Origin of the sequence: Bariatricus sp. HCP28S3_F11 (genome assembly GCF_052065395.1) — a bacterium.
Classification (GTDB): Bacteria; Bacillota; Clostridia; order Lachnospirales; family Lachnospiraceae; genus Allocoprococcus.
Window position 1 is genome coordinate 1 of the sequence record NZ_JBQHUC010000038.1, and the last position, 25,804, is coordinate 25,804.

The 25,804-nt window shown below is 37.5% G+C and carries 32 protein-coding genes and 1 pseudogene; 11 read left to right on the forward strand and 22 right to left on the reverse strand.

From position 1 onward, the window contains the following. Positions 1 to 102: 102 nt before the first annotated feature. A complete protein-coding gene (locus ACTNBR_RS13945; RefSeq protein WP_441018812.1) occupies positions 103 to 303 on the forward strand; it encodes a mobility-associated LCxxNW protein in 201 nt (66 codons plus the stop codon). A gap of 312 nt (positions 304 to 615) precedes the next feature. On the opposite strand, the gene ACTNBR_RS13950 is transcribed toward ACTNBR_RS13945, so the two are convergent. From ACTNBR_RS13950 to ACTNBR_RS14020, 15 genes are all read right to left on the reverse strand, one after another. Then, positions 616 to 882 carry a hypothetical protein gene (locus tag ACTNBR_RS13950; protein ID WP_441018772.1) on the reverse strand — a complete coding sequence of 89 codons (267 nt, stop codon included), beginning with the start codon at positions 880 to 882 and terminating at the stop codon, positions 616 to 618. A gap of 2 nt (positions 883 to 884) precedes the next feature. Then, positions 885 to 1,691: a hypothetical protein gene (locus ACTNBR_RS13955; protein ID WP_441042717.1), complete on the reverse strand. Its 807-nt coding sequence runs from the start codon at positions 1,689 to 1,691 to the stop codon at positions 885 to 887. A gap of 2 nt (positions 1,692 to 1,693) precedes the next feature. Further along, the gene (locus tag ACTNBR_RS13960) at positions 1,694 to 2,269 is read right to left on the reverse strand and encodes a rhomboid family intramembrane serine protease (RefSeq protein ID WP_441018775.1); all 576 of its coding nucleotides are present in this window, start codon (positions 2,267 to 2,269) and stop codon (positions 1,694 to 1,696) included. 200 nt (positions 2,270 to 2,469) lie between these two features. Next, the gene (locus tag ACTNBR_RS13965; RefSeq protein WP_441018777.1) at positions 2,470 to 3,063 is read right to left on the reverse strand and encodes a hypothetical protein; all 594 of its coding nucleotides are present in this window, start codon (positions 3,061 to 3,063) and stop codon (positions 2,470 to 2,472) included. A gap of 27 nt (positions 3,064 to 3,090) precedes the next feature. Continuing rightward, positions 3,091 to 4,251: a toxic anion resistance protein gene (locus tag ACTNBR_RS13970; RefSeq protein ID WP_441042718.1), complete on the reverse strand. Its 1,161-nt coding sequence runs from the start codon at positions 4,249 to 4,251 to the stop codon at positions 3,091 to 3,093. 14 nt (positions 4,252 to 4,265) lie between these two features. Continuing rightward, positions 4,266 to 5,072 (reverse strand): toxic anion resistance protein, encoded by an 807-nt coding sequence (locus ACTNBR_RS13975; protein ID WP_441018780.1) that lies wholly within the window; start codon positions 5,070 to 5,072, stop codon positions 4,266 to 4,268. A gap of 9 nt (positions 5,073 to 5,081) precedes the next feature. After that, positions 5,082 to 6,191 (reverse strand): 5-bromo-4-chloroindolyl phosphate hydrolysis family protein, encoded by a 1,110-nt coding sequence (locus ACTNBR_RS13980; protein WP_441018782.1) that lies wholly within the window; start codon positions 6,189 to 6,191, stop codon positions 5,082 to 5,084. A 16-nt stretch (positions 6,192 to 6,207) separates the two neighbouring features. After that, positions 6,208 to 6,762 carry a His-Xaa-Ser repeat protein HxsA3 gene (hxsA3, locus tag ACTNBR_RS13985; RefSeq protein WP_441018784.1) on the reverse strand — a complete coding sequence of 185 codons (555 nt, stop codon included), beginning with the start codon at positions 6,760 to 6,762 and terminating at the stop codon, positions 6,208 to 6,210. A 2-nt stretch (positions 6,763 to 6,764) separates the two neighbouring features. Further along, positions 6,765 to 8,135 (reverse strand): hypothetical protein, encoded by a 1,371-nt coding sequence (locus ACTNBR_RS13990; RefSeq protein WP_441018786.1) that lies wholly within the window; start codon positions 8,133 to 8,135, stop codon positions 6,765 to 6,767. Positions 8,136 to 8,137: 2 nt separating this feature from the next. Further along, on the reverse strand, positions 8,138 to 9,529 hold the full coding sequence (gene hxsB, locus ACTNBR_RS13995) for a His-Xaa-Ser system radical SAM maturase HxsB (protein WP_441018788.1): 1,392 nt from the start codon (positions 9,527 to 9,529) through the stop codon (positions 8,138 to 8,140). Continuing rightward, positions 9,526 to 10,632: a His-Xaa-Ser system radical SAM maturase HxsC gene (gene hxsC / locus ACTNBR_RS14000; protein ID WP_441018790.1), complete on the reverse strand. Its 1,107-nt coding sequence runs from the start codon at positions 10,630 to 10,632 to the stop codon at positions 9,526 to 9,528. The genes hxsB and hxsC overlap by 4 nt, the downstream gene beginning before the upstream one ends. Further along, on the reverse strand, positions 10,623 to 11,654 hold the full coding sequence (locus tag ACTNBR_RS14005; protein WP_441018792.1) for a hypothetical protein: 1,032 nt from the start codon (positions 11,652 to 11,654) through the stop codon (positions 10,623 to 10,625). Before ACTNBR_RS14005 ends, hxsC begins: the two co-directional genes overlap by 10 nt. Beyond that, entirely contained in the window at positions 11,654 to 11,854 is a 201-nt protein-coding gene (locus tag ACTNBR_RS14010; RefSeq protein WP_347375363.1) for an HxsD-like protein, read from the reverse strand. Before ACTNBR_RS14010 ends, ACTNBR_RS14005 begins: the two co-directional genes overlap by 1 nt. Beyond that, a complete protein-coding gene (gene hxsD / locus ACTNBR_RS14015) occupies positions 11,854 to 12,219 on the reverse strand; it encodes a His-Xaa-Ser system protein HxsD (RefSeq protein WP_441018794.1) in 366 nt (121 codons plus the stop codon). Before hxsD ends, ACTNBR_RS14010 begins: the two co-directional genes overlap by 1 nt. Before the next feature lie 7 nt (positions 12,220 to 12,226). After that, on the reverse strand, positions 12,227 to 12,412 hold the full coding sequence (locus tag ACTNBR_RS14020; protein ID WP_441018796.1) for a helix-turn-helix domain-containing protein: 186 nt from the start codon (positions 12,410 to 12,412) through the stop codon (positions 12,227 to 12,229). Between the two features lie 428 nt (positions 12,413 to 12,840). On the opposite strand from ACTNBR_RS14020, the gene ACTNBR_RS14025 reads away from it, so the two are divergent. From ACTNBR_RS14025 to ACTNBR_RS14055, 7 genes are all read left to right on the forward strand, one after another. Further along, the gene (locus tag ACTNBR_RS14025) at positions 12,841 to 13,227 is read left to right on the forward strand and encodes a plasmid mobilization protein (RefSeq protein WP_441018798.1); all 387 of its coding nucleotides are present in this window, start codon (positions 12,841 to 12,843) and stop codon (positions 13,225 to 13,227) included. Next, a complete protein-coding gene (locus ACTNBR_RS14030) occupies positions 13,205 to 14,881 on the forward strand; it encodes a relaxase/mobilization nuclease domain-containing protein (RefSeq protein ID WP_441018800.1) in 1,677 nt (558 codons plus the stop codon). Before ACTNBR_RS14025 ends, ACTNBR_RS14030 begins: the two co-directional genes overlap by 23 nt. Further along, positions 14,878 to 15,198 (forward strand): hypothetical protein, encoded by a 321-nt coding sequence (locus ACTNBR_RS14035; protein ID WP_427808848.1) that lies wholly within the window; start codon positions 14,878 to 14,880, stop codon positions 15,196 to 15,198. Before ACTNBR_RS14030 ends, ACTNBR_RS14035 begins: the two co-directional genes overlap by 4 nt. Then, positions 15,191 to 15,958: an FAD-dependent thymidylate synthase gene (locus ACTNBR_RS14040; RefSeq protein WP_441018802.1), complete on the forward strand. Its 768-nt coding sequence runs from the start codon at positions 15,191 to 15,193 to the stop codon at positions 15,956 to 15,958. Before ACTNBR_RS14035 ends, ACTNBR_RS14040 begins: the two co-directional genes overlap by 8 nt. Next, positions 15,955 to 16,368 (forward strand): dUTP diphosphatase, encoded by a 414-nt coding sequence (locus ACTNBR_RS14045; protein ID WP_441018804.1) that lies wholly within the window; start codon positions 15,955 to 15,957, stop codon positions 16,366 to 16,368. The genes ACTNBR_RS14040 and ACTNBR_RS14045 overlap by 4 nt, the downstream gene beginning before the upstream one ends. A 64-nt stretch (positions 16,369 to 16,432) precedes the next feature. Then, positions 16,433 to 16,720: a helix-turn-helix domain-containing protein gene (locus tag ACTNBR_RS14050; protein WP_441018806.1), complete on the forward strand. Its 288-nt coding sequence runs from the start codon at positions 16,433 to 16,435 to the stop codon at positions 16,718 to 16,720. A 92-nt stretch (positions 16,721 to 16,812) separates the two neighbouring features. Then, positions 16,813 to 17,940: an IS91 family transposase gene (locus ACTNBR_RS14055; RefSeq protein WP_427808852.1), complete on the forward strand. Its 1,128-nt coding sequence runs from the start codon at positions 16,813 to 16,815 to the stop codon at positions 17,938 to 17,940. Between the two features lie 317 nt (positions 17,941 to 18,257). On the opposite strand, the gene ACTNBR_RS14060 is transcribed toward ACTNBR_RS14055, so the two are convergent. Both ACTNBR_RS14060 and ACTNBR_RS14065 read right to left on the reverse strand, forming a co-directional pair. Beyond that, positions 18,258 to 18,827, reverse strand: a complete 570-nt coding sequence (locus ACTNBR_RS14060) for a phosphoribosyltransferase family protein (RefSeq protein WP_427808853.1) — start codon at positions 18,825 to 18,827, stop codon at positions 18,258 to 18,260. A gap of 21 nt (positions 18,828 to 18,848) precedes the next feature. Beyond that, a complete protein-coding gene (locus ACTNBR_RS14065; RefSeq protein WP_427808854.1) occupies positions 18,849 to 19,907 on the reverse strand; it encodes an NCS2 family permease in 1,059 nt (352 codons plus the stop codon). 160 nt (positions 19,908 to 20,067) lie between these two features. Between ACTNBR_RS14065 and ACTNBR_RS14070 the strand changes: the two genes are divergently transcribed. The 3 genes from ACTNBR_RS14070 to ACTNBR_RS14080 all read left to right on the forward strand — a co-directional run bounded on the left by ACTNBR_RS14070 (position 20,068) and on the right by ACTNBR_RS14080 (position 23,768). Further along, the gene (locus tag ACTNBR_RS14070) at positions 20,068 to 20,943 is read left to right on the forward strand and encodes a LysR family transcriptional regulator (protein ID WP_427808658.1); all 876 of its coding nucleotides are present in this window, start codon (positions 20,068 to 20,070) and stop codon (positions 20,941 to 20,943) included. Positions 20,944 to 21,034: 91 nt separating this feature from the next. Further along, entirely contained in the window at positions 21,035 to 21,673 is a 639-nt protein-coding gene (locus ACTNBR_RS14075; RefSeq protein ID WP_441018808.1) for a TetR/AcrR family transcriptional regulator, read from the forward strand. A 463-nt stretch (positions 21,674 to 22,136) separates the two neighbouring features. Next, the gene (locus tag ACTNBR_RS14080) at positions 22,137 to 23,768 is read left to right on the forward strand and encodes an IS1182 family transposase (RefSeq protein ID WP_441018810.1); all 1,632 of its coding nucleotides are present in this window, start codon (positions 22,137 to 22,139) and stop codon (positions 23,766 to 23,768) included. A gap of 193 nt (positions 23,769 to 23,961) precedes the next feature. On the opposite strand, the gene ACTNBR_RS14085 is transcribed toward ACTNBR_RS14080, so the two are convergent. The 5 genes and pseudogenes from ACTNBR_RS14085 to ACTNBR_RS14105 all read right to left on the reverse strand — a co-directional run. Beyond that, positions 23,962 to 24,306, reverse strand: a complete 345-nt coding sequence (locus tag ACTNBR_RS14085) for an HIRAN domain-containing protein (RefSeq protein ID WP_427808663.1) — start codon at positions 24,304 to 24,306, stop codon at positions 23,962 to 23,964. A 17-nt stretch (positions 24,307 to 24,323) separates the two neighbouring features. Next, complete coding sequence (locus tag ACTNBR_RS14090; protein ID WP_427808664.1) at positions 24,324 to 24,494, reverse strand: hypothetical protein; 171 nt, start codon at positions 24,492 to 24,494, stop codon at positions 24,324 to 24,326. A gap of 187 nt (positions 24,495 to 24,681) precedes the next feature. Beyond that, complete coding sequence (locus ACTNBR_RS14095; protein WP_427808665.1) at positions 24,682 to 25,536, reverse strand: DUF4316 domain-containing protein; 855 nt, start codon at positions 25,534 to 25,536, stop codon at positions 24,682 to 24,684. After that, a complete protein-coding gene (locus tag ACTNBR_RS14100) occupies positions 25,526 to 25,714 on the reverse strand; it encodes a hypothetical protein (protein ID WP_441018814.1) in 189 nt (62 codons plus the stop codon). Before ACTNBR_RS14100 ends, ACTNBR_RS14095 begins: the two co-directional genes overlap by 11 nt. Next, positions 25,688 to 25,804: pseudogene (locus ACTNBR_RS14105) on the reverse strand (sigma-70 family RNA polymerase sigma factor); the annotation flags it as partial. The pseudogene ACTNBR_RS14105 and the gene ACTNBR_RS14100, both read right to left, overlap by 27 nt.

Here is a 25,804-nt window from a genome sequence, read left to right on the forward strand (position 1 = left end):
TTCAAGGGGATAGTCTACCCATTTTTGTGGATAACTCGATTGATTTCATGGGAGCTGGTTCAAGGTTTTGTAGTATCGAGCATTTTTATATGCTCATGAATAATTCAGGATAATTATTGCGCTTTCAGCAAAGACCATAAATGTATCCAATGGATGGACTATGAATTGACCCGCCATGAATTAGCAGAGGCCAATGAATTATGCCACGGAAACTGGATTGAAATCCAGCACCTACGGGAATACATTGATGTATTAAAAGCTACTCTTACAGAGCACGGAATAGAGATTCCGGTGGAATACTAAATCTATCATTGCACTCGTATCCGGAAAGGTATGCACTGCTTTTCCGGAACGGAGTGCTCAGCAGAGCGGAAAGGTTGCTCTGAAAAGGCGGAAGGTCTGCTCTAAACCTCCGTGCAGAGTGCTCTATGCGGTCGGAATATACACTAGTTCAGATGTTTCTTTATACGATTTTTCTTTTTTTTCATATCCGCAACCGAATATAGCACATATCAGAGTTATACAAAGCAACAGACATAGGTAACGTTTCCAATTATTATCAATATAATGTTTCATTTTTCTTCCTTTATTAACGGATATTATTTCGATTAATCATTATTTGCTTTTATTGAACCGATACCCAACAAAAGCTCCTATTGCACCACCAATAACATGTGTTAGTTGAGAAATATTATCTCTTATCGCAATACCTTCATATACTTGCTGACCAACAAATAATATTACAACCAAAATAATAGTGAGTGGTATTTCTCCCTCTTTAAATCGCGTAAACGAAGACAATACAATAAAATACAAATACAATACCACTAACACCACAATAAGCAAACGTTCAATAGCGACTATCTTTTTTAATTTTATCACCGCTAATTGTCACGAAGATATTTTCCTACAAACAATTGATCATATTCTTTTTCGCTATCTGTTTCGACTAAAATTTCATTTGTATTTTGAACTGATATCGTATATTTCGACGTACCTCTTTCTAGTAAGTATGATTGTTCTTCTTCATTCCAGCTTGCTTGTTCATTGTAAAACAAAGAATATCCTGTGATACGACCACCTTCGAAATTGCAATCTTTATGATATAACGTATAGTCAATGCTAATTATTCCTCCCTCATCTATTGATACACTTAGCAAATAATAGGTGTCATTATCTCGGTCAACCGTTCTACTATAACATCCGTTTATATTCTCTATTTTTGTATTTTCCTCAACCCTTATTGGAGTTTCAGCGTCTTTATTTTCATATGTAGTGATTAGTTCTTGATTGGTGTCATTATTCTCTAATTTATCGTTCTGGTTTATATCCTGAGTTTTGTTAGCTTGTTCATTTTGTAAATATAGTTGTATTTTTTCAATTTTAGAAGCTGATTCTTTATACTCTGGGATTGTCTGAAAAAGCTCAAGGGCAAGCTCATATTCTTCAATATTCATTTTGCTTATTCCATTTTTATAAATTGCCTCTTGGGCTAACTGATCTGAATTTTTGTATCCTCTTAATTCATCAAAATTTTTGTAAGCATTTTCGTAATCTCCATCAGCTAAGTATTCAATAGCCTGTTTATATGAATCTCTGTTATTCATCTCTCTTTTGATGAATAATCCTCCACAAAAAATAGCTACGACCATTAATAAAGATAGAAGTAAAATCAAATATTTTTTGCACATTATTAGGCAACCCTTCCTTTTTTATTTAAATTGTATCCCATAATTGCGCCAATTGCCCCGCCCAGTATATGTGAAAACTGGGATACATTGTCATTTATAACAATCCCCTCATAAAACTGTTGTCCCACAAACAGTATAAGTACCAAAATAAAGGTTAATGGTATTTCTCCCTCTTTAAATCCCGTAAACGACGACAATACAATAAATGCAAATACAATACCACTAGCACCACATAATGCTGTATCAGGTGATACCACATAATTAATAATCCCCGTGACACCAGCAGTGATAAATACCACTTTTATCAAATTAAATGCTCCATACTTTTCTTCTAGAAGCGGCCCTAATAACAACAAATATGTAACATTTCCTATAAAATGATTAATCCCATCATGACCAAATATATGCGTAAAAAATCTTAGGTACGTTAATGGATTTGCTAACGAGGAGTGATATGTCATAAATAAGAGATACGTACTGTGTCCATGTGTAATAATACCCATTATGGTTACTATGAAACAAATCAAAACCATCCCCAATGTAACTGGCGCATTAAATGATACTTTAACTTTTTTCATTTTTTTCCTTTCAACAACAATAAATTAATAATAAAATTTACATTCAATAATATACAATTTCAATATAGAGAATTTAATTTATTATTTATATAATTTCCTCAATCCATTTCTGATATATCATTTGTATTATGGTTACACTCCCATATAAAAGTTGCCAAAATTACAGATACAGAAAACCTCTTATCATCTTTTATTGTTATCTAGTATTCAGATTTTTCATAATTATCAATCCCAACAGTCCAATAGTCTTTCGTGTCATCATCTTGTACATAAACTAAGTACTCGTTATTATTGACCAAAAACCTCCACGAAAAATATGCACTGCTACCGCCAACTGAATTTCTCGCATGCATATAAAGATATGTTCCATCTTTTTCTTTTGCACCTAATAATTTTGCAACATCCTCCATTACTTCCATATAATTATTGTAATGTGGATTATCAGAAGGAGCTAATAAATTAAAGGTTACAGCTGAGTTCACATTCTTAGAAACATAGTCCAATATATCCTCTGAATTGTCATTAATAAAATCACTACACTGAATATAAACATCATCTTCCTTTAATTCATTTATCTCGCACTCTTCCTGGCTTTCTTCCTTATTATTATACATTTGTGTCCAATCGGAAACATCTCTGGTATCTTCTGTAACTACTTCTGTGGTAAATTCTTTTGGCTCCGATGTGTCCACTGAACTGCATCCAATAGTAAATGTAATGATAAAAAATGCAACTACAGCAATATTTACATTTTTTCTCAGAGTGAATTTTTTCGGAAATAGTTTATTTTTCATATCATCACCGTTTATCTATAATCATTTTTAGTTTCCCACCATTGCCTGTTTTAATTCTTCCTCTATCTTTATCAATTCTTCCTGCGCCTTCACGCGTTTTGCAGTTCCCTGCTCATGAATCTTTACAACTTCATTTACGGAAGATATCAGATTTTTACTACATAAACGAAGAGTTTCAATGTCGACAATCGGTCTTTCAACCTCTTTAGCAGTTTCAATTGTTGCCATTTTCAAAGTTTCTGAATTTCTGCGCAACAAATCATTCGTTTTTTCAGTAAGAGCAGACTGTGCTTCTAAGGCACGCTGCGAATGTTCAATACCTAATGACAATACTAACTGATTTCTCCATAACGGAATCGTATTTGACAATGAGGACTGTAACTTATCCAGCATTTCGCGATCATTATTTTGAAGCATGCGAACTTGCGGAGCTGATTGAATCGCAATGACTCTCGTTAATTCCAAATCAGAAATCTTTTTCTCAAATCTATAGCATAAATCCTCAAAATCTTTGTATTCTTGTACATCTTCTTGAAGATTTGTTTTATCAGCTCTCACTTTTAATTCAGCCAGTTTACCGCTCCTTGCTTTATCTAATGCCTTTTTTCCAGCAATAATATACATCGTCAATTCTTTGTAATATTGTACATTCAATTCATACAATTGCTGGTACATAGAAATATCCTGAATTAAAACATTCTGATGTAAACGTAAATCTTTTTCTATTCGATCCACATTACTCTCAGCCTTTGCATAATTTGCTCTAATCGATCCAACACCTCTTTTGGCTTTTTGAAACACTCCCAAAATTCCTTTTTTTTCGGGTTCAGTCGTTGCATCTACTGCAGTTGTCAATTCTTTAAGTGATGTACCTACATCACCCAAATCATATGTTTTAACTTTTTTCAATATAGATACTGAAAAATCAGAAATATTTTGTTGTGCATTCATTCCATATTTCACAACCTGATCAACGTTCGTAATATCTATTTCAGAAGCAAATTGATCAACCATTTCGCGTTCTTCTTCTGAGAGCATTGATTCATCAATTGTTCCGGCAGAGTAGCCTTTGGATTCTTCTGATGAAACAACAGATTGCATTACTGGAATGTCATCCAATAACGGATTTCTTTTGTGATCCTCCGGATTTAATACTAATGTTGTTCTTTTTTGAGTTTCTGTGCTCACAATCATTTCTCCCTTCATAATGAGATATTTCTCAATTCTTTTCGTATATCAGTGTCTCTTATTTCTATCTCTGACAAAAGTTTCAATTCTTCACCAAGTCTTCCATTTATTTCTTCCTTATCAGAACTGTTAGCGATAGAAATAAACACTTTCATTTGACTTTTCCATAAAGGAATTGTTTTAGTCGTAATTTCTAATATCCTATTAACTATCTGATTATTATTGTCTTTTAATAGTTTAACTTGTGACATGGTTTGCATTGATACCATATAAGATAGTTCTAAATCACGAATTCTTTGTTCTAATCGAATCCACCAATGTTCGACATCTTCAGAATCAGTGTTCTGTGTCTTATCATGACTCAAAATCAAAGTTTTTCCTTTATCAATACAGTTTTGCAAGTCATAGCCACACCGTTCTATTTGTTTTTCCAAACGTTCAAGCACATTACTTTCCTTTAATAATTCCGCTTCTTGCAACTTCAGTTCTACATTCAATTTTTCTATATATTTGAGCGTAGAGGTGTAATGCCCCAACAATACTGATTTAGGCGGAGATTTTTCAAAAAAAGATAAAGCCCATCCTTTTTTATGTGGTGTGACTTGAAATTCTTTTAATTCATCCAAAATATTGTTAATGGTAATCTCTATGCTGTAACCTTGCTTTAAAAACAAGTGTGTAATTTCTTTCGCTAATTCTCCCAACTTTTGTTGTTCGATGCTTCCATAAACAGAAATAGATTCTTGATTGCCAATAACTAATCTTCCTTGTAATACTGATTTTAGATTATCAATGTAATCAATTAGCTTATCATTTACCATATTTTTATTTTACATTTGTTCTTGTTTAATAAGTAATTCCATAGTCGCGATATCACTGGCAATATCCAATTCTTGCTCCTCATAGAACTGGTTTAGAATACCCTCAAACGAAACAATCAACATATCAATGGCATGTTCAATATCCCTTTTGGCATTTTTGATGCTTGTTCCTTCAATCTCTTTTTCATTTATATCGATGTATGCATTTAGTAATTTTTCCGTGGTTGGTAAATAATAATTAAGGAACATTCCCAGCTTTCCAGACTGTTCAGGATTAAGATCAACTTCACGGAAAATTGTCGCGACTATTTTTTCCATCTGAGCCAATTTCATCGTAATACTTTTATCTTCAATTAGCCGATTACTGTCATGTATTTTATCAACATATTCTTGTCCAATATCTAAAATCTTTTGTATCTCTTCGGAACGTTCTCCCATGCGAATACGTTCTTCAATTAACTGTTTATAATATCGATCATATACTGGTTTATTTTCTTCGTATTTTTTATACATTTCATCAGAGGCAATAAACACCAGATTCTCAGTAGAAAAATGCCCCTGAGGAATGAGTTTTTGTTTTACTGCACAAGAAAGATCTTTAACCACCTTGGAATATGGAAAAGAAGTATATGCACATATATCATCAATTATCTCAACATTCTTATACTTCAATAATTCAAAATATTTTTCATATCGTTTGGAAAATTTTATTGAATTAACAGCCAAAATAATAACAAAAACATTAATAACAAATACCGATAAAGTAACTCCTAAGAAGACTTGGCTATACACCTCATAATTATCGGAATAAATATGCATTCCAAGTCCCATAACGGCAAAATATAAATATCCCATTATAAAACAAATGCATATACCAATTATCCATTTGAAAATTGTTGTCCTTGGTGCCTCAAAAACATACTGAGTTCGACGAAATCCAGTGCTCGGCAGTTCTTCTAGTTTTTTACTAATCTCAGAATAATTTCCTTGTTGTATACTATTAATAACAATCGTTGCAACTTGAACAGGTTCATGTTCATAGTTTTTTATTATTGGTTGTGACATTTTTTCAGCCACTGTATTGTTATTATTTGAAATATTTTTTTTGAATAAAACCATATGCTAACACCTCTTTTTATTCAATCGGATCCGTAGATGACGGAGTATTCATTTCCATTGAATCCATCTTACTTGTTACAGTTGATGCTGGAACAGCAAAAGATGGAAGAATACTAGAAATCGGTGTCCCGTTCGGTAACTGAATATTCTGATTAACCTCTGGCAATCCTAATGAATCTGCTGTCATCTCTACAGTAGGCTCTGAAATTTTTGGCACACTAGAAGCTGCTGGTGCTGAGTAGCTAACATCACCCTCAGCACTATATCTTGAGTTCGAATGAGAGCCTGTGTTCGAATGAGAAGTATGGCTCTGATGACTTTGATGGCTTTCATGGCTTCCATGATTGCTATGACTGTTTCCATGCGAACCTGATGAATGTGAACTATGCGAACTGTGCGATCTATGCGAGCTGTGGGATCTATGCGCTGCAAATGCATCCATCGTCATTAAACTACCTAAAATTATAATCATTGTTCCTAAAGCCAATAACTTATTGCCTGGGATATTGCCTTCTTCATCCTCTATTAAGTTCTCTATACTTTTTTGAAATTCGGGAAATAATTTATCCATAATTACTCATACACCTTTACACATTTTCCATTTGACCAATCTGTTTTATAATACTCTGAAGACGATACATAATATGTACACTCACCATCAGGATGCCCATTTTTGAATTCTCCAGTAAGCATGTAGCCACCTTCTGTTGGAGAATAATAATATGATCCCGTTCCACTCATTTTATCTTCAGACCATTCTCCTTCATAAGAAGCACCACTTGTCCATTCATATGTTCCCTGCCCTGACTTCTGGTTGTTTAACACCATACCGCTATATTTGTCTCCATTACTATATGTAATTTGGGCCTTTCCATTTAGCTTTCCATTTGACATATCTCCGGAATATTTTGTTCCGTTTTTTAATGTCATTTCAACAGAAGTAGGTTCCCCTTCTTTGATAACAAATGTATAGGTTCCGAAATCATTTGCTACGTGATATGATCCTTCTATAAAAATATTCTTTTCAAATGTCCCTGTCGCATAATTATCTTTGGAATAAGTATACGTTCCAGTACCAGACATATCATCATTTAGCCAATCACCATCATAAGAAGCACCGGATTTCCAAGTATATATACCTTTTCCTGAACGTTTATCATTCTCTATTTCTCCTGAATATGAATCCTTATTTGAAAACACCATGGTTCCAGATCCGGAAATTCCACTCTTATTGCAATCACCCGAATAAGTAGTACCATCTTGATATGTGATTTCAGCGCTACGTATTTCTTTATTGTCAAAGGCGATTATGTATTTACCTGTTTCATTTTCAAATTCACAGTTACCTTCTTTAAATTTATTGTTTTCAAAAGTTCCCGTATATGTAACATTGTCAGCTGTTGTATATACGCCTTGACCATTCATCTTGTCGGATTTCCATTCACCTTCATAAGAATCGCCATCATCCCAGGTAAATAAACCAATACCAGATTTTTCTCCTGATGAAAATTCCCCCTCGTAAGTTCCTTCTATAGGAATTTTAAGATTACCTAATCCCTGTATTTGATCATTTTCCCATTCTCCTGTATATACGGCACCAGTATCAAATATAAATTCACCAGTTCCATCAAATAATCCAAAATCCATGTCTCCAGAATAGTTACCCATAGTTGTAGACACAAATCCATTTTTCTGATATTCATATTCCCGTATAACGCGCTTCTGAATATGATGAGTATTTATTACATAAGAAAAAGCCCCAGCTACGCTAGCTTCAACGATTGCTACACAAGCTAATCCTGCAATAATTTTATTTTTCCTTTTCTTCTTTGCTTTTCTATATTCATCTTCAGGAATTTCTTCCTCGTTAGTATCAACATTAATTGCTTCCAATGCTGATTCTTCATTTTTGACCAATAAATCTGCTTTTTTATCATTTGCCATTGTTAATTACTCCATGAACGCAATACCTGCATTTTCTTATTATCGTTTTCTAGAAATAGAGAAAAGAGTTCATCTAATAATCCAGAATAAATTTTACATCTATAACCATGTGGAGTTTTTTCTATAATATCTCCATTTGCAGCAAAGCTAACCACTGGGCATGTTCCACAATATGGCTGATAGACACAATCACAGCAGGAAGGAATAGTCTCTAGAATGCTGGATGCACAAATAGCTTTACATGTACTATTATTTATAAGAGACTGATATGTACTCGTCATTACATTTCCTAAACAAAATGCTTTATTGCCCATTTCATATAACATTCGTCCTTCATCACATGTAAAGATATTTCCATCAGCATAGTAAGCAATCTGTCCAATTCCTGCTCCACAAGGTGATCTAAGTTCCATGTAATTTACAAATTGTCCAGCAATCCTTTTAAGTAAAATAGAAGCATGTTCTTCCTTAAAGAAAGATCCGTTCTCATTTAGTTGAATTGCTGTTTTTAATGCTTCATTATAAAACCCTAAAAATTCCTCAGGGGAATATCCAATCTCATTCCAATTAACCGTTGCCTTCCCTAAAGGTGTTAAAGGTCGGATAAATATACTGTCAAAACCGAGATTGTAATAGGTTTCAACAATTTCTTTTGGATAATTCAAAGACTCTCTTGTCGTGGTTTGAATTGCACCAACATATATCCCTGCTTCACGTAATTTTCCAACAGATTCAATTACTTTATTGTATGTTGGTGATCCATTTTTGTATGGTCTATTATGATTATGAAGTAAATCGTGACCATCAATAGATGTAGACACTCCAAAATTATATTCTTTAATAAAAGACAATATATTTTCATCAAGCAACGTCAAATTGGTCACAATATTATAATTAATTAAATGTGCGCCTTTTTTTTCTTCCGTATATTCTACTATATGCCTTATTACATCGAAATTCAGCAGAGGTTCTCCTCCTTGAAATTCAAAAGTTAAACACTTTGTCGGGGATTGAAGTGCAATATCAACCGCTTTCTCAGCCATCTTTTTTTCCATAAATATATTCGAACATTTACTTCCATTATTGGCCTGACAATATACACATCCCATATTACATGCTGTTGTGACCACAAAGATATGTAATGATGCAGACATATTTAAATGGTTCTTTACAAATCTAAGATTATATCGGTTTGTGTATGAAAACGATAACGCTGTTTCATCATAAATCATATGATGTTCTATTAACTTCTGTTCCAACAAAGATCCATTCTTAACTTTTTGACTGATCAGATCCCGGAATTCTGATTCATTAATAAATATAAATTCTCCCAAATCATTTGTTAAAAGAATCTTTTCCCCAAAAGATTTGAAATTAAAATAATTCAACTTCATATAATTGCCTTCAACTCATCTCTTTCAATATTTATTGTGCCTGCAAACACACCACCACATGACTGTTTATAATTACATACTTCACAAGTTTCACTATAGCGAACTTTATTCGGAGAAATACTTCTCTCGCAAATCATCCAGCACGAAGGATCTACAGTACATAACGGGAAATTATATAATTTCACATCGATTCCGTTATTTATTAATTTATTGATTGCACCAGAGGCATAGTAAAATGCTTCTTTATAGGGAATCCATAATCTATCTTTATTCTTAAATGCATTTCCTGTCATTTCCATTGCAATTACACTAATATATTCGACCTGTGGAATCTCACGGATAATAAATTCCGCCAGATTGTTGATGTCCTCACAGTTTACCTTAGAAACAACAATTCGTATTTCGATTCGAATACCATATCTCAACAGTCGTTTAATCCCCAATATTGTCTGAGAAAAACTTCCCTTAGTTTGAGTGATGCGATCATGAAGTTCTGCGGTTGAAGCATGGATGGGAATTGCAAGAATACTATTATTCGGTATTGAATCCCGTAGCATCTTGGCATATTTATCCAAGGCAAATATTCTTCCGTTTGTTAAAAACAAAAATTCTGTTTTATGGAATTTTTCACGTAATAAAAAAATAAATTTAAAAATTTCTTCTCCGCTTAGAAATGGTTCTCCACCTGTGATTGTCAAATGTGGGCTATCTGATGGAATATGTTTAGCCAAGGTAATTAAATTTTCAATATTTGTTTCGTCACCATTCTTCCTTGTATAATCTGGAGAAGGGCACATGATACAATTAGAATTGCACTTACCTGTTACAAAAAAATAATTATCAACAGAAGTTGTGTCATATCTGAGATACATTCTTCCATCTGGCCATATTTCATATACATCATAATTATTATGATGTAATAATTCACAAATTCCATCCTCATTGATTTCTAATTTTATCCTTGAAGGAAAAAGAAATAGTTCTTTTTTATCGAAAAAAATAAAATCTAATTCATCCTCAATTAAGTCTTTCTTTGTTTGTTCATCTAATGCTAAAGAAACATATTTAAATCCTTCAGCATAATTCTCTATTTTTATACCCATGACAATAATCCCCAAGCACACATATAACTAACAAATCCAAGCGCAATAAAAGTAGCAAATGGTATTTTTTTTACGATAGTAAGTGTTTCCACTTTTTTACCTTTGGCCCATCGTTTAACACTATCTACTTCATCCTCTGTAAGACGATCTCGCAAGTCTTCGGATGATATTTTCGGCAACCCTCTCACTCTTGAGTTTTGCATTAAAACCGTTGATCCCATTGACAAGATCATTCCTTTTTTAATTTCATCTATAGAAATCTCTTGATATAAGCTTGTTTTTATAGTCATTTGGCAAATCAAAAGTGCAAATACTAAAATATAGTTTTCAGGATGAATCGAAAATGGAATAAGCCTCAAACAAATTGCCAACACAATATCAACAATAAGAGCAGATATTAAAATTTGTTTTTTTCTAAGTACTGGATATCTACCAGCAACCCACGAAACTACAATGCAAATTATCCGAGTAATCCAAACTGGAGCAAACAATCCTATTTCAGCCAATAAGTGTAAAATCAAAGTGACTGCACTGATATAAATAAGTGCAGTAAAAAACGATTTTAAAAATGAGAACAGATAACCTTTTACGTAATTTCTCGTCATTTTATTATCTTTTTTTGCAAGGGCATATATCGAAGTCACTAATAAATAAATATACCCATAAAAAACTGCAATGCCAATAGTAAAGACAACTGTAATCAAGTTATTTCCATAACTTATATAACAGTTTGATGGATAGAGCAGTGATAATACAATAATTAATTTACAATCTCCTCCTGCAAAACAATGCGTATAGAACAAACAAAAACTGGCTATGGAAACAACAATGACATTTATAACAAATGGAAATATCATTTCACGGTAAAAGAATCCATAGTAGAAAAAATCCATTATTATTGCAAGTACCAAAAAAGGGAATAGCGTCTTATTGTAAACCATTCCTTCTATTACATCAGTTTTAATAACAGCTAAACATAAAGAAATCATAACCAGAAGAAAAAGTATTTCCATCCATCCCATTAAGAATTCTCCAATCCAATCAAATAATTTTCAAAGGCTTTGATAGTTTCTTTTTCATCATATTTACAATCCGAAAAGGTTACTAACCAATAATTATTCTCTGATTTAATATTGATATTTGCGAAATCTGCATATGCTTCTTTGGTATATTCAATATTATCAACGGAAAAAATTTCCGAATGTAACTGTAATGTTATCATTATTTGAACCAATCCTTTAATATTTCATCTTCAGAAAAATCTTCATTTTCATCTTCCAAGCTATCATAATTTTCATTCAGCATTACACTCGAAGCCATTGCCCTGGCAAGCATAAGTTCTCTAATATTTTTTGTTTGTTTATAAACTACATGTCTTACACTTTGAGAAAGCATTTCATTAATAAAATCCTTTTCCGAAATGGATTTTCCGTCCTCTTTAGCTGATATAAAAACATAATAATAATGGTCATCCGCATCTAAATGAATATATGCCATATCTGTAAAATTATAAGCCGCCTTGATGAGTGCTGTTCTTGAATATAATTCCTTACTAAATTTGAGCATTTCTTCAAATTCTATTTGCATAACTCGTTTATTCTCCTTCTGAATGACGTTTTTGATGTCGAGGATTTTCTGGCTTTTCTGCATTTTTCGGAACCAACCAAGTTTTTCCTTTCAACACAGCCCCCTTAATTCTTCCATCTTTACAATACATGGAAACTCTTCTCCGTGAAACATTCCATTTTGTAGCAATTTCACTCGTTGTCAAATAGTCCATTGTGTCCCTCCAATTTAAAAAAAGCCAATTTTATTATATTCCTATACAGGAATATTTTCAATCAAATATCTAGTATTGTACATTGCATAAAAATTTTTTGTACATTGCAATTTTAAATATTTAGTTCAGATTTCAAAATCCATGTTGTATAAGGGGCTCTTATCTCCCATATAAGTGAGAGGTTCTTTTTCTAAGAGCAAGATCCACCCGTGTTTAACAGTAGTGCCATTTTGGCAACTGTTGCACTTACGGGTTTTCATCTTGATGGGGATTCCGTTTCCCCATGCCCTCGTTTTTGACATCACAGATGTCTTTTGGCTTCCACTGAAAAAGTGGTCGCAGCAACAATGGTACAAATGGAAGGGACAGCCATTTATACCTATGTTGGCATCACAATGTGATGAATGATTCCGTTGGAAGGGAGGAATATGGAGAGAACAAATAAAAGAAAAGAAGTTACACATCCACATTTTGTAGCTGTACGACTTACTGATGCAGAGATGGCTCTTTTAGATCAGGGGGCATCTATTCTTGGGATTTCCAGATCAGAGTATCTAAGAAAATTACTTCTTGAAAAGGAAATTACAAACACCATCGAGGTGATAGCTGACATGGATGAACTTCGGAAGCTGGTCAGTGAATACGGTAAAATCGGATCGAATCTCAATCAGATTGCAAGGTATTTTAACACCGGCGGGGAATGGTCTGAGGAAATAAAGGATGAGATCCGGCAATGTATTTCCGAGCTGTTCTCTTTGAGAAAAGAAGTATTACGAATGGCAGGTGAATTACATGGCCATAATCAAACACATTAAAAGCAGAAACGCGAACTATTCTGACTCTCTGGAATATCTGCTTTTTCAACACAATGAAAAAACAGGGAAACCGGTTCTGGATGATTCCGGCAGAAAGGTACTGAGAGAAGAATTTTATATGAACGGACTGAACTGCGATCCGATGTCTTTTGACAAAGAGTGCGAGAGGACTAATCAGTTTTTTCACAAAAATCAGAAAAGAGGAGATATCAAAAGTCACCATTACATCATCAGTTTTGACCCGGCAGACGCAACAGAATGTGGACTTACCGGAGAAAAGGCCCAGGCTCTTTGTCTGGAATTTGCCCGCAAAAACTTTCCCGGCTATCAGGCATTGGTAGTCACTCATACAGATGGACACAATGGCTCCGGTAATATTCATACCCATATCGTCATCAACAGTGTCCGCAAATATGCGGTTGATCGACAGGACTACATGGATAAGCCCCATGAGCAGGAAGCCGGTTATAAGCACCGGTCCACAAACAAATTACTGGATCATCTGAAACAGGAAGTCATGGATATGTGCAACCGGGAAGGGCTACATCAGGTTGATCTTCTTTCTCCGGCTCCTGCAAAAATGACCAGAGGAGAATACTGGGCGAAAACCCATGGGCAGGATGAACTTGATAAGGTGAACGCGAAAATCCGTGCTGCCGGACTTAAACCGGCTTCCACCGTATTTCAGACACAGAAACAATTTCTGCGGGAAGCGATTAATGAATGTTCCCAACTATCCGGAAGTTTTGATGAATTACAGTCGCTGCTTTTGGACAGGTTCAATATTTCTGTCATCGAGAAAAGAGGAAGTTATCGTTATCTTCATCCGGACAGAGACAGACGGATCTCCGCAGAATCTCTGGGTGCCAATTATGGAAAAGATTTTCTGGAACAGGTATTTCAGAATCATGAGAACAACAAAGCTCTTTCTCACAAAAGCACACTCAAATCGAAGAGTGCTTCAAGAGTCGATTATCATACAGATCCATTTGTCATCTTTTACATAAAATCAGAGCTTCGTCTCGTGACGGATCTCCAGACAAATGTAAAGGCGATGCAGAATCAGGCTTATGCTCGGAAGGTGAAGATCAGCAATCTTCAGCATATGGCAAATACGCTTATTTATATCCAGGATCATGGTTATGACACCAGAGAGGATCTGCAAAATCAGACCTCAGACATTCAGGCGAAAATGGAAGAGGCGCAGGATCGGCTTTCTGATCTCACTTCCAAAATGAAAACTCTGAACTCACAGATCCACTTTACCGGTCAGTATTTTGCTTCAAAATCAGTGTATGCAGAATTTCTGAAATCACGAAATAAAAAGAAATTCCGACAGGAGCATTCTTCGGAAATCAGATCTTATGAGGAAGCCCGCGACTGGTTAAAAGCATTCTATCCGGACGGAAAGATGATGTCGATGAAGACACTGAAATCTCAAAAATCAGAATTACAGGAATCTATTGATGCCCAGAAATCAGTTGTAAAACAATTCCGGGATTATCACAAAGAACTGGAAATCGCCGGTGCAAATGTAGATGCCATTCTCGGAATGGAAGAACCATTCGTTCACAATTCTCATGAACAACCGGCACAAACAGAAAAATCAAAAACCAATACACAACACAAAAAGAAGGAGGACAAGACATTATGACGCAAACAGAATTTTATTTGATCTTTGAACAGCAGGTGAAACGTTGTGAAGAAACCCTGTTGAACAAAGCAAAAGAATATACCGGAAACAGCCCAGACAGGCTCAGTGCATTTAAAACCGCTGCTGCCTTACAGGAATGTACACCAGAAAGGGCTCTTGCCGGAATGATGGCGAAACACATCATTTCAATTTATGATATGTGCTTTTCAGAACAGGCAGATTATGATCAGAGTATTTGGAATGAGAAGATCACAGATACCTTAAATTATCTGTTCCTGCTCAATGCATTGGTCAGAGAGGAGGGCAGCCATGAATAAAATAGAAACAAAAATCCTGAACTGCTTTGCAGTAAAAGAGGCAGAAAAGAATATGGTCTTTGCCGCAAGGCTAACCCAGAGAGGGCATATCATCCATTCCATGAATGACCTGATGGATCTGTATAACCAATCCTTTACGGATGAAACATTAACCAATCTGGGAGAACTTCCGCACCCTGCCATTCAGAAATTTGCAGTAATTACCCTAGCTGTCGTTGGTGCCAGCAGAAGATTCCTTTCCCAGATCACCCGGCACCAGAACGAAGTAAAGTTCATGAGCGCATCATTACAGTACAGCAACTATTCCGGAGAAGCTGATTTTGCTATTCCATACGAGATCATTTCAGCACCTTCAGAAATTCAGGCACTTTATCTGGAAAGCTGTCAGGCAGACATGGACTGTTATGACCGTTTGTGCAAAGCAGGGATCAGCCATGATGCTGCCGGTTATGCAACACCGCAGGGATTAAGAAATGTACTGATCATCAGCGCAACTCCATATCAGTGGAAGCATATGATCGGCCAGCGTTGCTGCCGCAGAAATACGGATGAAATGAGAATTGTGATGCTCATGATCTGGCAGAATCTGTATAAATTGAGTCCAGCTCTTTTTACTCCGGAACAGACAGGCCCATTTTGTCAGAAAGGAAAATGTCTGGAAGGGAAAATGAGTTGCGGGCATCCAATTGACCATATCCTGCTGCCCGATGAAATTCTCCATATGGATTATCCATTGCTTTTCAGAGGTGACGCGGTATGAAAATAAGGCTCATTGATTTTGGACTTACTCACGGACACAATCCACTCCGTGTACATGAAAACGATGCCGGTGCCGATGTGTATATGCCTTATGACTGTACCATCCAGCCAGGAGAAATTGTCAAAATTCCTTTGGGATTTGGATTGATTCTTCCAGACGGATTTGCCGGATTTGTATTTCCTAGAAGCAGCATGGCAGAGAAAGGATTGACCTGCGAGCTACCGCCGGTTGACTCCGGATACCGTGGAGAGATTCATGCCATCATCAGCAATGTCAGCAATAAAGCTCAAACCATATCTAAAGATACAAGAGTAGGGCAACTGGTGATCACACCCATCATTATTGCAGATTTTGTATTTGATCTGGGAAAAGAGAGAGGCACGGATGCCTTTGGAAGTTCCGGAGAATAATTGTAACTTTAAAAACTGAGGTGCCAGACCGGCACCTCGACACATAAAATACAAGGATATGACTATGATTACATTTGGAGAAAAATTACGATATTTAAGGCGCAAAAACAATCTTACCCAGAAAGAACTTGGCATGGCTGTTGGATTTCCTGAAAATACCGCTGATGTCCGGATTGCTCAGTATGAGACCAATGCACGTATGCCACGAGAGGAATTATTAAAAAAGTTGGCACAGGTACTTGGCGTCCAGAAAGATATTCTTACTGTGCCGGTACTCACAAAACCAAAGGAATTCTCTGCAGCATTCTTCTGGATGAATGAAATGGGAGAAGAAGGCAGATTTCATTTATAAAAAAGTGTGCTGAGCACACTCTCAGCTCCCCTGCCCCTCAATCATGAGGGGTTGGGGTTTTTCTTTGTGTTTCTATACTGTAAAATAACGCTATGAGCAATATATTACAAACTATTTTTACCGATTATTACGAGCATATTATTTATGAACTTCATCCTCGTCAGACCGAGATTGAAAACATTTCTAAGATGATTCACTGTGGCGACCCATCTTATGGCGGCGCTTTTTTCGCTTGTCCTGATTGTGGTGAACTAAAATTCGTTCCTTTCCGTTGCAAATCTCGGTTTTGCCCTTCTTGCGGAAACATGTATAACCTCAAACGTTCTTTTCACATGTCTTGCAAGTTAGTTTCGTGTGTTCATCGCCATTGCGTTTTCACCATTCCCGAAGAACTTCGTATCTATTTCCTCAAAGATCGTTCTCTTTTAAACTGTCTCTTTTCTTCTGTTAGAGACGTTGTTCTTCGTATGTTCTTTAAGATGAATAAATCTGAATGCTTCACTCCTGGCTTCATCTGTGTTCTCCACACTTTCGGCCGTGATCTCAAATGGAATCCGCATATCCATGCTCTCATCTCTGAAGGAGGTTCTGGTAACATTACTGTTTGGAGAACTGTTAAACACTTTGATTTCACTTTCCTTCGTATCGCTTTTCGTAAAGTTCTTCTTGAAAGACTTACAGAAAAATTAGGCCCTTCTTTTCGCAAAGTTAAAAATGATATTTACAAAAACCATTCCGATGGCTTTTATGTTCGTGCCAAACCTAATCTTTGCACCCCAGATATCACAATCAAATATATTAGTCGTTATCTTGGTCGTCCGGTCATCGCCACTACCCGCATCGATGATTATGACGGTAATACTGTAACCTTTCATTACACTAGACATGAAGACAATCAAACAATCACCGAATGTGTTCCTGCTTTGGATTTCATCAAAAGACTCATCATTCACATTCCTAAAAAACATTTTAAAATGCTTCGATATTACGGTATCTACGCAAAACATCATAAGCACGAAAAGAAACTACGGCGATGTATCTCTCCCGAAAAGCGTAAATACTTCCGTTCTCTTTTAGATTGGCGCAGTTCAATCTTACTCACCTTTGGATATGATCCTTTAAATTGTCCTAAATGCGGTTCCTCTATGCTCGTACTCGAGGTTTACCACAAAAAAATTGCACTATTTGAACAATATCGAAAGGTAATGGGATATGGATGACTCCACACACCACCATCTTTCTACATCGTCAAATAGTGCATTTAAAAAACAACAAAAAACTCCATAATCAACGTCATCGCGAAGTCCACATCTTCGCTCTTTTGTTATGTCCTTTTTGATTCAAACTTATTATACATCATATTTAACGATTTGAGAAATTTCCTATAAAGCAAAAAAAGCTTTGGGAAAAAAGTGTTCCAGGGAATTCATAAAAAAGCGGTTATAAAGGTTCCGAAGGAAAGGAAAAAATTGTATAAAAAACTCATAAAAGAAGGAGTCATCCTGTAAAAAAATCGGATGGCTCCCTTGTTATAGTATTAATCGATGATTTCTTTATAACCGTCTTTTGTTTTGGTAAACAAAGGAAGTTTCTTTAAAAAGAGAATATCCTCTCTCTGAGCGGCTTTTCCTTCGGCTAAAAGAGCACCTTTTTTTACAATCTCTGCCCCTGCATTTTTGGCAAGAACTTCCAGAGCGTGCAGCGATTCCCCTGTTGAAATCACATCATCAATGATACAGATTTGTTTTCCACGAATTTTTTCCGCATCCACACCGTCCAGATACAGGTGCTGTTCTCCAGCAGTGGTGATTGAATGAACAGAAGCAGAAACCACGTCCTGCATATAAGATTTTTCACTTTTTCTTGCAACGATAAATTCCTTCAAGCCAAGACATTTACTGACTTCATAGGCAAGGGCAATGCCCTTTGCCTCAGCAGTGAGGATGGCATCCACAGGACCAATCAGTTCCGCAAGCTTTGGAGCACAGGCAGCGACAAGCTCTGTATCTCCTAAAACAACGAAACTGGCAAAAGCAGTATCTTTATTGATTGGGATAAATGGGAGAACTCTTTTAATACCACATAATTCCATTGTATATTTAGTCATGCTTTTTCCTCCATTTATGAATTACATTCCAAGAAATCTTACAATGATACCGGCAACCATTCCGAGGAATGGATTAGTTACTGCTGTGACAACCAGAGTAGATCCGCCGACAGCCGCATTGGTAGCAAGAGCAGCCGGTGCATCTAAAGCGACTGTTTTGAAAATTCCCAGTACAAATAAAAATCCAGCGATAGAAGAAGCCGGAACATATTTGCTGATTTTTGGAAGGATTCCAAGAATCAAAATCACTCCGATCACAACCATCATTGCTACACCGGCCCATACCGGATGCGGTGCACTGGCAGTTGCAGAAATAATAGATTCTACAGGCGCACCTCCAAAGAAAGAAGATCCCATATCAGCCAGGGAAGAGATTACAGTAAGATGGTCAACGTTATAATTTCCGCTGGTTGCCATGCTGGCAGTAATGGATCCAAAGGAAATATTGGAACCGATATTCAGGCATACCATTCCAAGAGCACCCATGATAACGTTTGTATTGATGGTAAATTTCTGACGGATGAATTTGTCATCCACGACAACAATATTTTCTTTTTCTTTTTTGAAAATGGCGTTGGCAATACAGGATGCCACGACAGAAATGACAATGGTGTATACCAGAGTATTTCCACTGTTTCTGGTAAGATAATAGGTAACCAATGCCGCTGCAAGGGAAACGCCTCCCGCAAGCTTGTCTTTTTTGATCATATCGATGGCAGCTTTTGTTAAAATGATACCGACACCGGCCATCATTCCGAAAGCAATATCTTCACCGACAAAATCAACGATTTTTGTTAATAGTCCAAATACTCCGATCAGGGCCATGATGACTGCACCCAGAAAAATCATGGTACATCGTTCGGAACGGTTTTTTCCGGCACTTCCGGCATAGGTAATGGTTTCTGCCTGGAATGAAATTGGTGCCACACTCTGGGTCACGGTGTTACCAATCGCGCCAATAAAAAATGCCATTGCGGTAGGAATGGATGCAAATCCGAAAGTAAGGGCCAGTAATCCCTGTGGGAGTCCATTCAGTACAACGCCAATGACAGCCAGAATGTCTGTTAAAATGTTTGTCATATTTCCTCTCTTTCTGCATGTTTATATGCTCTTTGGTATTCCGTATATTCGGATAAATAAATTAAATGCAAACACTTGTATTATAATGGAAAGTGAAATATAATAAAATTACTAATATTACATATGAATTATAATAATTTTATTATATGGAGGGTGCTTTATGACTCTGGAATCTTATCGTAACTTTGTTGCAATTGTAGAGTGCGGGAGTATTCTTGCCGCTTCAAAACGATTGCTGATTGCACAGCCATCTTTAAGTAATCAGCTGAAAAACATTGAGCGAACCTATGGGGCAAAGCTGATCAATCGGGGAAGTCGCTCCATTGAACTGACGGAGGCCGGTCGCATATTTTATAACAAAGCACGGGAAATGTGTCGAATAGAAGAAAGCATCCGTACTTCCATTTCCTGTCAGCAGACGGGATATCGGGAACAGCTGAAAATCTCCATTCCTGCTGGCAATTCAATTCATTATATACATCAGCTTTTTGAGAAGTTTGTAAAAAACAATCCGGATATCAATTATGATGTATATGAGATTCCCAGCGATTTTGTTGTGCCTAATGTCTTAAATGGTATCACAGAAATTGGGTTGATCCGTGCAAGTATCCCTCAGTATGGTTCCCTTACAAGCTTCCCCTATGAAAAGGATGATATTGTGGCAGTCATCCCAGAAGGCCACCCCCTTGCTGATTCCGAAGAGCCTTTGGAAATCACAGATTTTATAGGATATCCTCTGGCAATCCCCTTTGATATTTTGAATATCGTTTATACAGTATTTGGCCAGCATGCCGTTGCGCCAAATGTGTCCATTATTACATCGATCAATGAGACTGCCATTGAATGGGCAAGGTCCTTTCAGGCCATGGCTCTCATTCCCTATTCAGAGGGTGATGAGAAGAAGACAACAGATATGTTAATCCGCCCCATTGCCAATGATGGAATGTATGTCATGAGCGTATTTTTGATTCGTAAGGACAGAGAACTGTCCAATGCCGGTCAAATGTTTCTTCAAGAGATTGGAATCGAAGTGTGATTAGCATATTGACAGAGCCGGAAATGTTAGATATACTCATAACCGACAGATGGTCGGTTGCCTGTAGATGTGAGAAAAAGGATGATGTGATATGAGAATTGTGAAGGATGCGGAGGAGAGAAGGGAAGAGATTCTGGACGTGGCGGAACGGCTGTTCAGTACAAAAGGCTTTGATCATACCAGCACCAATGATATTCTGGAAGGTGTGGGGATTGCCCGGGGAACTCTTTATTATCATTATAAATCGAAAGAAGATATATTGGATGGGGTCATCGAGAGAATGACCAACCGGATGATGGTCGATGCCAAAAAGATTGTGCAGAATAAAACGATGCCCTTTCAGGAACGGCTGACCGAATCTGTGTTGGCTTTAAATGTGGATTCGAAGCTGGGAGAAGAGGTGATGGCACAGGTGCACCGTCCCCAGAATGCTCTGATGCATCAGAAGATGCAGAAACACTTGCTTGCCGGGATCAATCCACTTCTTACCGAGCTGCTGGAAGAGGGAATTGCATCGGGAATCTGTCACACCGCTTATCCGAAAGAAGTAGTGGAGATGATCATGCTCTATGCCAACACTGCCTTCGATGATCTGGACATGGCTGAGATGAGTCAGGAAGAAAGAGAACAGAAAATGGCAGGATTTATTTATAATGTCGAGCGTTTGATGGGCATGGAAGAACAGAGTTTGCAGGAAACCATTATGAAGATTTTTCATAAAAGTAAATAAGAAGGTGACGCTATTTAATGATGGGGCTGTCGCACCAAAAACAGCCACTAACCCTATGGCAGAGATTCATGCATTACATGGAATCGCTGCCATAGTTTTATGAATAAGCGTGGTACCTATGGCATAATCGCAGACAACTTGCGTTTTGCTACTCAACTTTCGAACGTTTATGGAAACGCCATTCGCGCTAAACTCGCTAACGCTCAGACAACGCGCTCGGTGGCGGATTCGTTCTCAAGTTTCGTGACGCAAAACCTGCAAACCATCTGCTCTTTATACCATAGGCATCCACGCTTTTTTCATAAATCTTCGGAATACGATTCCATTGCAAATACATGAATCCCCGCCATTTACGCCACACCCGGTGCCAAAATCTGTTTTTGTTCCCCCCAGGCTGTGGCAAAGCAAAAGAAAAAAGCCGAACTTTTTTTGCAAAGAACGGCTCTGGGTGTATAATTATGTTATGCACAAAACTAAAATTATACAGAAAGATTATAGCCTATCTTCGATGAATTATCAATTAAAACTTCCCTTTGAACTGGAAGTTCTGATCCCGGACGATGACCCGGTCCGCCTGTTAAGTGCGTTTGTGGAGGAGCTGGAACTGACTGATCTGTACCGGTCTTACGGAAAGATCAAAAAAGACCAGGTGACACCGCGTCAGATGTTCAAGATCGTGATCTATGCTGCCATGAACCATATCTATTCCAGCAGGGATATTGAAACTGCCTGTAAGAGGGATATCAATTTCATGTATCTGTTAGAAGGAAGACCTGCACCGGATCATGCAACCATTGCCAGGTTCCTCTCCCTTCATTTATCCCAGTGTTCGAAAAAGACATTAGCCGAAGTGACGGAGATGCTCTACAGCCTCGGTGAGATATCCGGGATCCATATCTTTATTGACGGGACAAAAATTGAATCTGCAGCAAACCGGTATACATTTTTATGGAAGAAAGCAGTGACAAAACATCAGCAGAGGCTTTGCCAAAAGATCGCAGTCTTTGTGGAGGAATGCGAGATACTCTATGGGATCCGTTTTATTTTTAATGGAAAGAAGTTCGGTCTTAGAACCCTGAAAAAGATCCGGAAAAGACTCTATAAGATCAAAGAGGAAGAAGGGATCGTGTTTGTCCATGGAATCGGAAAAAGAAAAAGCCAGATCCAAAAATCCATTGAAACATTGGAAGAATACATGGAAAAACTGAAGGAATACACACAGAAGATTCACCTCTGTGGTGACAGGAACAGTTATTCCAAAACAGATCCGGATGCTACTTTTATGAGGATGAAAGAAGACCATATGCAGAACGGACAGCTCAAGCCAGCCTATAATCTCCAGCATGGTGTGGATTCCGAATATATCACATGGCTAGATGTGACCCAGAGGCCGACAGATACCAGGACCCTGATCCCGTTTGTAAAAGATATGGAGGAACACCTGTCGTTCCATTATCGGGATATCGTTGCGGATGCCGGTTACGAAAGTGAAGAAAACTATCTGTTTCTCGAAGAAAACGGTCAGATTGCTTATATCAAGCCGAATAACTATGAACAATCAAAGAAACGCAGGTATAAACAGGATATCGGACGCATGGAAAATATGACATACGATCCGGAGCAGGATCATTATATCTGTTTTAATGGCAAGAAGATCGTGTGGAAATATGACCGAAAAGAAAAAACAGCAACGGGTTATCAACGGACCACATCCGTCTACGAATGCAGTGAGTGTGCAGGCTGTCCCTATAAAACAAAGTGTATCAAAGGGAATAACAGCAAGACCCCAATGGAAGAAAGAGTAAAAAGGCTTTATGTTTCCAAGACGATGAAAGAAAAAAGAAGGGAAGATCTGGAACGGATCACCAGCGAGTACGGGACACAGCTGAGGATGAACCGGAGCATCCAGGCAGAAGGCTCGTTTGCGGATGTAAAAGCAGACATGGCATTCCGGCGGTACACATACCGGGGCATGGACAATGTGACTGCCCAGAGTGTGGTCCTGGCGATCGCCAATAATATAAACAAGCTTCATAATAAGATCCAAAACGACAAGACAGGACAGCACCTGTTTGAACTGAAAAAGACAGCATAATTTTTAAAATTTCAAAATACATATCAGGCAGGTCTTTTGTCTAAGACAGAAGGCTTAGATAAGTGCGCTTTTTCAGCAGTACAAGTGCTGTAACTGTAGCCAAAGCAAGCAGATTCTGCTGAAAATGCGCACAAAAAGTCCGTCGGCAGTTACGGTCGTTAGACCGTTACTGCGACGGAACCCTCTAAGCTGGTTATTCGGATACGTTTTCTACTGCTTTTTCTTTCAGATAACCAGTCATACTTTTTTTGCTGATTTTACAGAGTGTACCTTGAGGAGTAACCAGAATCACTTTTCCATATGCTTTTTCGCCTATCCGGTCATATAATCTTCCGGCACTCATACTGTCTCCAAGCACCGTGTACGGGCTATTTGCAACATAGCCAAGTTTTCCAATCCCTTCCATTTTAACCAGGATAGCCTCTTTATCATATTCATTATCAGGCTCTTTTTCCAGAATCAGCTTCATTCCTGGTTTCAGGAAATCATTTCCGTAATAATGCTTTGTTCCGGTTAATGTGAAATATACTTTTCCCATGTTTATTTGCTCCCTTTTTAAAAATCATATTCATCCGGATCCAGACCGGATAATTCCAATTCAGTTTCTTCGTATTCCTTTTCTTCACTAATCATTTCATGGAGAAAAGACATTTCAGCAGCTCTTTCAAAATCACTCATGTTACCATCGTGGTTGAAATCAAATAAATCTCCAAATAATCCTTTCATAGTGGTGAACCTCCCATTAATCTTCCAGCCAATCTTTATAATCTGCTTCACTGGCGAAGAGCTGATACCCTCCATCCACATATCCCATATATCCGTTTTCTGTATTGTATCCTTTCATGTTTCTTCGCCCCTTTTCTTTATCTGTTATATATAAGATAAAGGATTAGCTGTCCTATAAAAACACCACCTATTTTCTGCTTCGTTCCTGAACCATCTGCTGTTCCAGATACCTCGGCACCGGTTTCCCGGATCTTTTTGCAATAGCAATCTGTTTCTCATGAAGTTTCCGTATCACAGAAGTCCTTTTCTTCGGACGATTCGATGTTGGTTTCTGCGCTTTTTCAACAGCCTTTTTCTGGTTATTGACCTGACCATCTACCATATCATAATTGGCTTCCGTTCCGGATTCATGGCTTCGTTCATACATCCCATTCTGGAAATATTTCTGATATAGTTCCATCTTTATCTGCAGCTGTTTCATCCTTTCCGGATACTTATCCTCAGGATGAATATGTTCACGGATCTTCTGCTTGGCAGTTTCATCAAAACCTCCGATTCCGGTTTCTGCCACATATTTTCCGTAACTGTCGAGAATAATCCTCGCAGCCTGTTCCCGGAATTCCTGGTGCTCCAGAAGATAAAACTGTTTTCCGTCAATGATGATGTAGTCTGTTACTCTCCAGTTTCCGGAATAACCATCGATCCTATAATTTTGGGTATCCACAGACAGAACGCTTCCTGTTGTACCCATACGGATGAATCCGCTGATTCTTCTGGGATGATCATCACTCAGATAAAAGCAGGAGATTTCTCCTTCATGGTTAAGCACCAGCACATCACTGACTTCTGTTTTATTCCGGATCCGTTTCCAGATATCATTAGCGGTCTCATCCGGCTTCATTTCACCGACCATCATATGCCGGTAAAATTCCACACGAACAGCAAGATTCTTTTCCCGGACCTCATTGTAGGATAGATGCCATAGTTTCCGCCCGGCAGTCATCTTATTGACACGATAAAGGGCAAATTGATTAATCTTCATACTCATCATCCTCCGATGCCAAGAGATATGAATCCAGATCCAGTGTATAATAATACTTGTCTTCAATCTGCTGCAGTTTTTCGATCAGCGAAGATAAGATTTCAATCATTTCTTCATCGGATACATCCTCTTTTGTTTCTTCAAGAACATCCAGTGTTTCATCAAGGCTCTTAGGCACACGCAACGCCCGTCTGTAAAGGGTTTCGTCCCATACCTCGTTAAACTCCCTGTGCCGCTCGTCCCATTAGAAAAGATTCCTGTTCCTGCG

Bases quoted from the DNA above. Each gene is read 5' to 3' on its own strand.
- ACTNBR_RS13955 (WP_441042717.1), bottom strand. From the start codon at position 1,691: ATGTGCAAAAAATATTTGATTTTACTTCTATCTTTATTAATGGTCGTA.
- ACTNBR_RS13960 (WP_441018775.1), bottom strand. From the start codon at position 2,269: ATGAAAAAAGTTAAAGTATCATTTAATGCGCCAGTTACATTGGGGATG.
- ACTNBR_RS13965 (WP_441018777.1), bottom strand. From the start codon at position 3,063: ATGAAAAATAAACTATTTCCGAAAAAATTCACTCTGAGAAAAAATGTA.
- ACTNBR_RS13975 (WP_441018780.1), bottom strand. From the start codon at position 5,072: ATGGTAAATGATAAGCTAATTGATTACATTGATAATCTAAAATCAGTA.
- ACTNBR_RS13980 (WP_441018782.1), bottom strand. From the start codon at position 6,191: ATGGTTTTATTCAAAAAAAATATTTCAAATAATAACAATACAGTGGCT.
- hxsA3 (WP_441018784.1), bottom strand. From the start codon at position 6,762: ATGGATAAATTATTTCCCGAATTTCAAAAAAGTATAGAGAACTTAATA.
- ACTNBR_RS13990 (WP_441018786.1), bottom strand. From the start codon at position 8,135: ATGGCAAATGATAAAAAAGCAGATTTATTGGTCAAAAATGAAGAATCA.
- hxsB (WP_441018788.1), bottom strand. From the start codon at position 9,529: ATGAAGTTGAATTATTTTAATTTCAAATCTTTTGGGGAAAAGATTCTT.
- hxsC (WP_441018790.1), bottom strand. From the start codon at position 10,632: ATGGGTATAAAAATAGAGAATTATGCTGAAGGATTTAAATATGTTTCT.
- ACTNBR_RS14005 (WP_441018792.1), bottom strand. From the start codon at position 11,654: ATGGGATGGATGGAAATACTTTTTCTTCTGGTTATGATTTCTTTATGT.
- ACTNBR_RS14010 (WP_347375363.1), bottom strand. From the start codon at position 11,854: ATGATAACATTACAGTTACATTCGGAAATTTTTTCCGTTGATAATATT.
- hxsD (WP_441018794.1), bottom strand. From the start codon at position 12,219: ATGCAAATAGAATTTGAAGAAATGCTCAAATTTAGTAAGGAATTATAT.
- ACTNBR_RS14020 (WP_441018796.1), bottom strand. From the start codon at position 12,412: ATGGACTATTTGACAACGAGTGAAATTGCTACAAAATGGAATGTTTCA.
- ACTNBR_RS14025 (WP_441018798.1), top strand. From the start codon at position 12,841: ATGGAGAGAACAAATAAAAGAAAAGAAGTTACACATCCACATTTTGTA.
- ACTNBR_RS14030 (WP_441018800.1), top strand. From the start codon at position 13,205: ATGGCCATAATCAAACACATTAAAAGCAGAAACGCGAACTATTCTGAC.
- ACTNBR_RS14035 (WP_427808848.1), top strand. From the start codon at position 14,878: ATGACGCAAACAGAATTTTATTTGATCTTTGAACAGCAGGTGAAACGT.
- ACTNBR_RS14040 (WP_441018802.1), top strand. From the start codon at position 15,191: ATGAATAAAATAGAAACAAAAATCCTGAACTGCTTTGCAGTAAAAGAG.
- ACTNBR_RS14045 (WP_441018804.1), top strand. From the start codon at position 15,955: ATGAAAATAAGGCTCATTGATTTTGGACTTACTCACGGACACAATCCA.
- ACTNBR_RS14050 (WP_441018806.1), top strand. From the start codon at position 16,433: ATGATTACATTTGGAGAAAAATTACGATATTTAAGGCGCAAAAACAAT.
- ACTNBR_RS14055 (WP_427808852.1), top strand. From the start codon at position 16,813: ATGAGCAATATATTACAAACTATTTTTACCGATTATTACGAGCATATT.
- ACTNBR_RS14060 (WP_427808853.1), bottom strand. From the start codon at position 18,827: ATGACTAAATATACAATGGAATTATGTGGTATTAAAAGAGTTCTCCCA.
- ACTNBR_RS14065 (WP_427808854.1), bottom strand. From the start codon at position 19,907: ATGACAAACATTTTAACAGACATTCTGGCTGTCATTGGCGTTGTACTG.
- ACTNBR_RS14070 (WP_427808658.1), top strand. From the start codon at position 20,068: ATGACTCTGGAATCTTATCGTAACTTTGTTGCAATTGTAGAGTGCGGG.
- ACTNBR_RS14075 (WP_441018808.1), top strand. From the start codon at position 21,035: ATGAGAATTGTGAAGGATGCGGAGGAGAGAAGGGAAGAGATTCTGGAC.
- ACTNBR_RS14080 (WP_441018810.1), top strand. From the start codon at position 22,137: ATGCACAAAACTAAAATTATACAGAAAGATTATAGCCTATCTTCGATG.
- ACTNBR_RS14085 (WP_427808663.1), bottom strand. From the start codon at position 24,306: ATGGGAAAAGTATATTTCACATTAACCGGAACAAAGCATTATTACGGA.
- ACTNBR_RS14090 (WP_427808664.1), bottom strand. From the start codon at position 24,494: ATGAAAGGATTATTTGGAGATTTATTTGATTTCAACCACGATGGTAAC.
- ACTNBR_RS14095 (WP_427808665.1), bottom strand. From the start codon at position 25,536: ATGAAGATTAATCAATTTGCCCTTTATCGTGTCAATAAGATGACTGCC.